At 51.4% G+C, this 8,449-nt stretch carries 6 protein-coding genes and 1 pseudogene; 3 read left to right on the plus strand and 4 right to left on the minus strand.

The annotated features are described in order from the left end of the window. Window positions 1-367: pseudogene (locus AC4IE7_RS07450) on the minus strand (hypothetical protein); the annotation flags it as partial. A 215-nt stretch (window positions 368-582) separates the two neighbouring features. On the opposite strand from AC4IE7_RS07450, the gene AC4IE7_RS07455 reads away from it, so the two are divergent. After that, window positions 583-1,554, plus strand: a complete 972-nt coding sequence (locus AC4IE7_RS07455; protein ID WP_490776191.1) for an aldolase catalytic domain-containing protein — start codon at window positions 583-585, stop codon at window positions 1,552-1,554. Between the two features lie 31 nt (window positions 1,555-1,585). On the opposite strand, the gene AC4IE7_RS07460 is transcribed toward AC4IE7_RS07455, so the two are convergent. The 3 genes from AC4IE7_RS07460 to AC4IE7_RS07470 all read right to left on the minus strand — a co-directional run bounded on the left by AC4IE7_RS07460 (window position 1,586) and on the right by AC4IE7_RS07470 (window position 6,148). After that, on the minus strand, window positions 1,586-4,720 hold the full coding sequence (locus tag AC4IE7_RS07460; RefSeq protein ID WP_490776192.1) for an efflux RND transporter permease subunit: 3,135 nt from the start codon (window positions 4,718-4,720) through the stop codon (window positions 1,586-1,588). Beyond that, window positions 4,717-5,802 carry an efflux RND transporter periplasmic adaptor subunit gene (locus tag AC4IE7_RS07465; protein WP_490776193.1) on the minus strand — a complete coding sequence of 362 codons (1,086 nt, stop codon included), beginning with the start codon at window positions 5,800-5,802 and terminating at the stop codon, window positions 4,717-4,719. The genes AC4IE7_RS07460 and AC4IE7_RS07465 overlap by 4 nt, the downstream gene beginning before the upstream one ends. 145 nt (window positions 5,803-5,947) lie before the next feature. Then, the gene (locus AC4IE7_RS07470) at window positions 5,948-6,148 is read right to left on the minus strand and encodes a hypothetical protein (RefSeq protein ID WP_490776194.1); all 201 of its coding nucleotides are present in this window, start codon (window positions 6,146-6,148) and stop codon (window positions 5,948-5,950) included. Between the two features lie 301 nt (window positions 6,149-6,449). Here AC4IE7_RS07470 and AC4IE7_RS07475 point away from each other — a divergent pair, with 301 nt between their 5' ends. Next, window positions 6,450-7,232: an HAD-IIB family hydrolase gene (locus AC4IE7_RS07475; protein ID WP_490776195.1), complete on the plus strand. Its 783-nt coding sequence runs from the start codon at window positions 6,450-6,452 to the stop codon at window positions 7,230-7,232. Further along, window positions 7,232-8,443, plus strand: a complete 1,212-nt coding sequence (locus AC4IE7_RS07480; RefSeq protein ID WP_490776196.1) for a glycosyltransferase family protein — start codon at window positions 7,232-7,234, stop codon at window positions 8,441-8,443. The genes AC4IE7_RS07475 and AC4IE7_RS07480 overlap by 1 nt, the downstream gene beginning before the upstream one ends. Window positions 8,444-8,449 lie beyond the last annotated feature (6 nt).

Below are 8,449 nucleotides of genomic sequence, written 5' to 3' on the forward strand. Positions count from 1 at the left end.
ATGCAATGCCCGCCTGTAGCTCAGATTTTTCCGGGTAGGTGCAACTCTCATCCTCTGTGATCAGATTCGGCAGTCCGCTAAGCGGGTCTTTTCTCAGTGTCGCGTTCCAGACATCGAAGGGACTGAGATAGAGATTGATATTCAGCAGGTCGGCCGCTGTTCGGGAATCAACGATGCGCACCCGTACCGCTTTGTACATTGCGGTGGTGTTGGTTACCGTGAAGTTGCTAATGAAGTTATTGTTGACGGTGTAGTAAGGCAGCAAGGCCACCTGCCCTTTTCGGTCATGGTTGATATGAGCCGCATTGGCTAGTGTGCTGACTATCATGAATATAAGCAGGATGCCTGATTGATATCCCTTCAACATATAAATAACTCCTTTAAATCACGAATCTGCTTGACCATATCTTAACTTAATAAAGCTACAATCAATTATTTTCTTTCTCCCTCTGAGATCAGATCCAGGCAGACTACGTGCGACTCAGCATAAATTAATACTCACTATTGAAGCACCAACCATGGCCCACCCCGACTCTATCAGCTAGAATCGGTTATTTAAATGCGTCCCCGAGGAAATCCAACGTGTTCCGCAAAGAGCTTAAAGTCCTGGACTGCACCATTCGCGATGGTGGCCTGATCAACAACTACCACTTCACTGACGACTTCGTGAAAGCGGTCTACCGAGCGGCCTGCGATTCTGGGGTGGATGTCATTGAGCTGGGCAAGAAGCTGATGGTCAGCGAAGACTACACCCGTGAAGCCTATGGCAAATGGAATTTCTGTGATGACGATGACCTGAAAATGGTCATCGATTCGCACGAGTGTGAAAACCCTCCATTGGTGGCAGTGATGTTCGATATCGGCCGGGTCGACATCAACAGTCTGCAACCCAGAGAGCAGAGTCCCTTCGATATGGCCCGGGTCGCTTGTTACGTTCCAGACATCGATAAAGGCCTGGATCTGATCAAGCGCTCCAAAGACCTTGGCTACGAAACCACCATCAATATCATGGCCTGCTCAGCGGCAATTCGAACTGATCTGATCGAGGCCCTCAACCAGGTGGAGGAGACCCCGGAACTCGACTATCTCTACCTTGTTGACAGCTATGGTGCCTTCTACTCGGAACAGGTCACTGACTATCTTGAACTCTATAAGAAATATGCACCAAGCAAAGAGCTTGGCTTCCATGCCCATAACAATCAGCAACTCGCCTTCGCCAATACCCAGCAGGCGATCATTGATGGCGTAAACCTGCTTGACGCCACAATTAATGGTATTGGGCGCGGTGCTGGCAACTGCAACCTGGAGCTGCTGCTCAATTTTCTGAAGAATCCTAAATTCGATGTGCGGCCCATCTACAAGGCCATTCAGGAAGATTTTGTGCCTTTGCGTAAAGAGATCGAGTGGGGCTTCAATGATATCTATGGCATCAGTGGCCACCTCAATCAGCACCCCCGCTCTGCGATGAAGTGTCGTGCCAATGAGAAAGTACGGGATCTCTGCTACGACTTCCTGGTCGAATCGAGCAAACTCGATGAAGGGGTCATCTCTTAAAACGCTCAACACGATGCGTTTTTTAGATGCGTCAGGTGGAGTCGGTTGATCGGGCCCTATCCGGATGTTGCTGCAGTTCAGCCTGCAGTTGTTGCGTCAGCTGCAATGGAGAACTGGCGTGTCTGGCCAGCAGATGGTAGGCAGCAGGAACAATGTAGAGGGTAAAGAGTGTGGCGGCTATGACACCTGCCAGGATAACGGTGCCGATAACCAGTCGGGTTTCAGAACCGGCTCCGGTTGAGATCAGCAGCGGCAATGACCCTGCTGCCGTAGTGATACCTGTCATAAGAATTGGACGAAAACGCACTTCAGCAGCTTCAAACAGAGCCTCATCGAAACTGCGCCCCCTGTCCCTCAACTGGTTGGCAAACTCAACAATCAGGATACCGTTCTTTGCAGCCAGACCAACCAACATGATCAGTCCGATCTGACTGTAGATATTGAGACTCTGATCTGTCAGGTAGAGCCCAAGCAATGCCCCTGCCATTGCCAGGGGGACTGTCAACATGATCACCAGAGGGTGAACCCAGCTCTCAAATTGGGCAGCAAGCACCAGATAGACCACTACCACACCAAGAATCAATACAAACAATACCGACCCACCCGCACCTTTGTAGTCCCGGGACTGCCCCTTGTAGTCAATCACTGCATGAGCAGGCAAGTGCTCACTTACCAGATCTTCCAGATAACCCAGCGCATCACCCAGGGCCAAACCATCTTTCAGGTTGGCTTCGATGGTAATCGCTCTGACCCGGTTATATCGGTTGAGTTTGATAGAGTCTGCTATCTCTTGCAGGCTGACCAGATTAGAGAGTTGAACCAGCTCTCCATCATTAGCGGATCGTACATAGAGGTGACTCAGGTCACTGGGGGTCTGTTGATCTTTTCGGTCACCTTCGAGGATCACGTCATACTCCTCACCCTCTTCAATGTAGGTCGTCACCCGGCGTGAACCCAACATAGTCTCCAGGGTTCGACCTATGCTCTCTATGGTTACGCCGAGTTGCGCAGCCCGATCATAATCAATTATCACTTTAAGCTGGGGCTTGGTCTCTTTATAGTCCCAATCTATACCCTGCAATCCTGGATTACTGTTCTCAATCTCTGCCAGCAGAATATCCCGCCATTTGGCCAACTCTTCATAGGTACCACCACCAATAACGAATTGGATCGGTTTCTGAATGCGTCGCCCAAACCCTTGCCGCATCACCGGGAATGCTTTCACCCCTGGTAGATCAGAGAGCTTTTTACGTAACTCGGCCATGATCTCCCAGGCAGAGCGACGTGCCCCCCAATCACTCAACACATTGATAACGATACCGCTGTTGAAGATGGCGAAATTACTGAAGGTTCTTGGTGCCCGCACCAGTAATCTTGTGATCTCTCCAGATTCAACATAGGGCATCATGCGCCGCTCGATCTCGTCCATATAGCTCTTCATATAGTCATATGAAGCGCCTTCAGGACCATTTACCAATAGGTAGAAAGCGCCGCGGTCCTCTTTTGGGGCGTACTCATCAGGGATCTGATCAAATAACCAATAGGCACCGCCCAAAGTCACTGCAAACAACAGAACCACCAACCAGAGGCGCTTCATTATCCACCCCAGAGTGGCTATATAAAAACGACGGAGTTGCTTAAACAGACCATCCACACGCCGGCTAAGCCAATTTCTCTCATCATCCCCCTGGGGCAGTATCTGAGAAGCCAGCATCGGCGAAAGTGAGAGGGCCACCAGACTGGAGAAGATCACTGCCGCCGCCATGGTGATGGCAAATTCCGAGAAGAGGCGGCCTATATCCCCACCAAGAAATGCGATCGGGGTAAAAACTGCAACCAGCACCAAAGTGGTAGAGATCACGGCGAAGGCAACCTGCCGCGCACCACGAAACGAAGCGACAAGACGACTCTCCTGATAGCTCTCCATTCGACGATGAATGTTCTCCAGCATCACAATCGCATCATCAACAACCAACCCTATCGCAAGAACCAACGCCAGCAAGGTGAGGATATTGATGGTAAATCCAAACGCCAGTAAAACCAGGAAGGTCGCAACAAGCGAGACAGGGACTGCCACCGCAGGTACGATCATCGCCCGCAGACTTCCGAGAAACAGAAAGATCACCGTAACCACCAGTGCGATGGCGATGAAAAGCGTTTTATAGACCTCGTCGATGGCCTCTTTGATGAACACCGAACTATCAAAACTCTGTTTGATCTCCATGCCCTCCGGCAAGGATTGATTGACTCTGATTCGCTCAGCTTTTGCCGCTTCCGCTACCGTCAAGGTATTCGCTGTGGACTGCTTGATTATCCCTATACCCACCATCGGCACCCCATTGCCACGAAAGAAGGTACGCGTCTCCTCCGCCCCCTTTTCCACTCTGGCCACCTCACCGAGCCTGACTAGATAACCATCATCGCCCCGAGCCAGTGCCAGTTGCGCGAAATCCTCTTCGGTATGAAAACTTCGATCCACCCGCACAGTGAAAGCACGATCAACAGAATCGATACTGCCTGCCGGCAACTCCAGATTACCACTACGTAACGCCTGCTCTACATCAACTACGGTCAATCCCCTGGCAGCCAGCGCCTGTCGGTCGATCCAGACCCGCATGGCGAAGGTCTGCCCACCGCCAACCCGCACCCGGGCAACCCCATCGAGCACCGAAAACCGATCCACCAGATAGCGCCGGGCATAATCGGAAAGTTCAGGCACTGTCATCCGCTCACTCACCAGATTGAGCCACATGATGACCTCTTCATTGGTGTCGACTTTCTGGATCTCAGGTGGGTCGGCTTCCAATGGCAGGTTATCGAGGATCGCCGACACCCTGTCCCGAACATCGTTGGCTGCAGAGTCGATATCCCGTCCTATGTCGAACTCGATGGTCACCACTGAACGGCCATCTTCACTGACTGAGGAGGTAAATCGAATCCCTTCGATACCGGATATACGATCCTCGATCAATTGCGTAATCCGTGTCTCGACCACATTCGCTGCAGCGCCAGGATAGATAGTCTCCACTGAGACCACCGGGGAGTCGATATTGGGATACTCTCTCAAAGGGAGCTGATTGAAGGCCACCAAACCGAAGGCAATCAGCAGCAGTGAGATGACTGCTGCGAAGACCGGCCTTTTGACTGAGAGATCAGAGAGGATCATTTGCGACCCGGTATTTTACTGAGCTGAGGTTTCAACATCATCTCGACGCTCTTAGAGCCATCATCAACACTTTTGATGCGCACTAGGCCATCCACCTTCGCCTTATCTGTGCCATGGGTTATTACCCGATCCCCAGGCTTCAATCCCTCGATCACCTCCACCTCTCCCGGTCGGCGTGAACCTATTTTGATCTCAACTTTTGAAACCCTGTTCTCTTCACCATTGACTGTAAGCACGAACTGTTTTCTGCCTTTTGGCATCAGTGCCGACTCAGGAATCAGCAGTGCCCGACGGGGGTTGTAAAGTAACTCCACTGTCATCAACATGCCCGGCTTCAGCTTACTGCTCGTGTTGGGCAACATCGCCCTTACAATGATTGAACGATTTACTGGATCGACCCGGCTATCGACCACTTTCACACGCCCCTCGAAAACCTCATCCGAATAGGCTCGGGTATGGGCTCGAATCGCTAATCCCGGCAGCAGCTGTGCGAGATAGGATGAGGGTACGGCAAACTCCAGCTTCATTACCTGGTCATCATCCAGAGTAGTGATGGTATCGCCAGGCTCAACCAAGGCACCAACGCTGATATTACGCAATCCAACCACCCCGGAAAACGGCGCTTTGATCACCCTATCGGACAAACGGGACTCTATCGCAGCCAGTCTTGCCCTGGCGGTGTCCTGCTCCCGGCGTCGCTGATCGAGTAGAGATTGAGCCTCTATCCCTCGTGACTGGAGACTCTTTACCCGAGTGAACTGTTGCCTGGCCTCCTCCAGGTTGGCCCGCGCCTCTTCCAGCAACGCATGCTCTTCACGACTGGTCATCTCTACGATCACCTGCCCCTTGGTAACCCTCTCTCCATCATCGAAATGGAGTGCTGTCACCGATTCGGCAACATTCACAGTCAGCTCTACTGACTCGTTCGCTTTGAGTGTACCCAGAGCCTCTATGCGTTGCACAAAGTCATCTTCCTTCGCTTCTGACACGATCACCCAGGGCGCTGGCTTATCTTCAGCAAGGATTATAGGGCTGGCCAGGAAGAGCAGTAGTGAAAACATACTGGTATTGAATAGTGGCATGTCGCTTCCGCTCTCCTTTACTCACAAATGTGGTGCATGGGGGCAGCCCATTTTTTGCCCTAGGGCACTATAGAATGGTGAACTAAAGATATAAGCGCACTATTTTAGTGCGCAACAGATCAAGTTGCAGCCAGTGAACGCCCTGTTATGAACCTTTTTTCTTACGAGGTGTGTCTGAGTAGAGTTTTTTAGGCTCACTATGTTCCATCACAACCCTTCCGTCGGAAAATGCAGGATGACAATTTCCATACAACCTGTCCAGCCTGATCAGAGCTGCATCCGACTCTCCTTTAGTGAAGCCGTAATAGCCACTGAAATAGTGATGAATCACAGCTTGCACCCTCACTACAGACACTTTGGCATAGAATCTGCTCTATCGGGTTCTAACTTATTAACAGCCAGTTAAAGACTTTGAACATAGCCACACAACAAATTGCAGTAACTGATTTCAATCCCATGTCATCCATTTCAATTCTCTTCTCCTCCATCTCTGAGTGCTAATCGATCCATGCAAATTTTTGTTTCAAACTGCCGTAAGTCATTCAATTTTACCGGTTTAGCGGTATGCTGAACGGTCAACACCTGGCGTTTTGGCAGATCAATGACCAACCGGGCTACTCACAACAACACGAAAAAGATGTAGAGAAATGATGAACGGATGGCTGATCTTTACCGACCTGGACGGCACACTGCTGGATCATAACAGCTATGATTACACTCCAGCCCTGCCGGCACTTCAGCGACTGAAAGAACATAAGGTTCCAGTCATTCCAACCTCAAGCAAGACCCATGCAGAGCTGAAGGTGTTTCTGCAGCGACTTGAACTGGATGGCCCGATGGTAGCGGAGAACGGGGCGGTGATCATCTACCCTGACGAAGAGCCTCAGATCGCACCGCCAGGTTACCTGATGATGAGGGACTATCTGGTCGATTGTCGTGCCAACCCCGAGTATGACTTCATAGGCTTTGGTGACATGAGTCTGGAAGATGTCATTGAGGCGACAGGACTGGATAGAGCATCGGCAGAACTCGCCATGCAAAGGCTGGCATCAGAACCGATGATCTGGCGAGGTAGCGAAGAGAGCCTGAACAAGTTCAAACGTAAGACCCGCAAGGCTGGATTCAGGCTACTACAAGGTGGACGCTTTCTTCATCTGTTGAGCGATACTGATAAGGGCCACGCAGTGAAGCATGTAATGAATCACCTGATGACCAAAGGCAAAAGAATAGATCGAACCATCGCTCTAGGAGATAGTGACAACGACCGGGATATGTTGCTTGCTGTAGACATCCCGATCATTGTTCGCAAGCATGACGGCAGCCATATGACACTTCCACAACGGCCCGATGCCAAGATAACCGACCAACCGGGTCCGACCGGCTGGAACCAGGCCATTATGGGCCTGATACAACAATATGAGGATAGATAATGGCTGACTTTTTCCAACATGGGGATATCACGACATTACACAAACTGACCAATCGTCCTCTGGAGGATATGGAACAGGAACTAAAAACATTCTCACTGAAGAAACCCATAGGCCTGGTTCTTCCCAGCCTGTTTTCAGAGCTTACCGGACCAGCCCTGAACCACATAGTCGATGAGCTGCAACACGCCACCTACATATCCCATATCATTATCGGCCTCGACCGGGCCAGTGAATCAGAATTCAAGCAAGCCCAGGAGTTTTTTGCCCGACTCCCCCAGCAAACCCACCTGCTTTGGCAGGATGGGCCTCGACTGCGAAGCCTCGATGCAGAACTGCAGGAACGGGAACTATCCCCACCGGAGCCGGGAAAGGGTCGCAATGTCTGGTTCTGCCTGGGATATGCCTTGGCCATCGAGGAGCTGCAGGCCATCGGTCTGCACGACTGCGATATCGTCACCTACTCACGGGAGTTGCCTGCCCGCTTACTCTATCCACTGGCCCACCCCAACTTCAGTTTTGAATATGCCAAGGGCTACTATGCCCGAGTCAACGAGGACAAACTCAGCGGCCGAGTTACCCGGTTATTCGTCACCCCCATGCTGCGCGCTCTGAGACTGATGGTCGGCCCACTCGACTATCTGAAGTATATGGACAGCTTCCGCTATCCACTCTCCGGAGAGTTTGCCATGAGCCGGGATCTCGCATCCCAGGTACGCATACCCAGCGACTGGGGACTTGAGGTTGGCTTGCTATCAGAGGTCTACCGGAATATCTCTTACCACCAGATCTGTCAGGTCGATATAGCCGACCAATATGACCACAAACATCAGGATCTATCTGCAGAAGACCGCGCAGGTGGTCTCGCAAAAATGAGTCGGGACATCGCAAAATCCTTCTATCGAAAACTGGCGACCGAGGGCATCCAGATGAACCAGGCATTCTTTCGCAGCCTCAAGGCAGCCTATCTACGTAAAGCCCTCGATATGGTGGAGATGTACTACCACGATGCCAAGATCAACGCCCTGACCTTCAACCGCCATGCGGAAGAGGAGGCGATCGAAGTCTTTCAGCAGAGTATCGTGGAAGCGGGACAGGCGTTTCTCGACAACCCACTGGAAGCCCCGTTTATACCGAACTGGAAAAGGGTACTCTCCGCCATGCCCGATTTCACCTCCCGACTCTATCAAGCGGTGGCTGAGGACAATCGTTAAGACTAA

The organism is Candidatus Thiodiazotropha sp. AKAK3, from assembly GCF_058244645.1.

Coding starts and splice junctions, on each gene's coding strand:
- AC4IE7_RS07475 (WP_490776195.1), top strand. CDS start 6,450: ATGATGAACGGATGGCTGATCTTTACCGACCTGGACGGCACACTGCTG.
- AC4IE7_RS07480 (WP_490776196.1), top strand. CDS start 7,232: ATGGCTGACTTTTTCCAACATGGGGATATCACGACATTACACAAACTG.
- AC4IE7_RS07465 (WP_490776193.1), bottom strand. CDS start 5,802: ATGCCACTATTCAATACCAGTATGTTTTCACTACTGCTCTTCCTGGCC.
- AC4IE7_RS07460 (WP_490776192.1), bottom strand. CDS start 4,720: ATGATCCTCTCTGATCTCTCAGTCAAAAGGCCGGTCTTCGCAGCAGTC.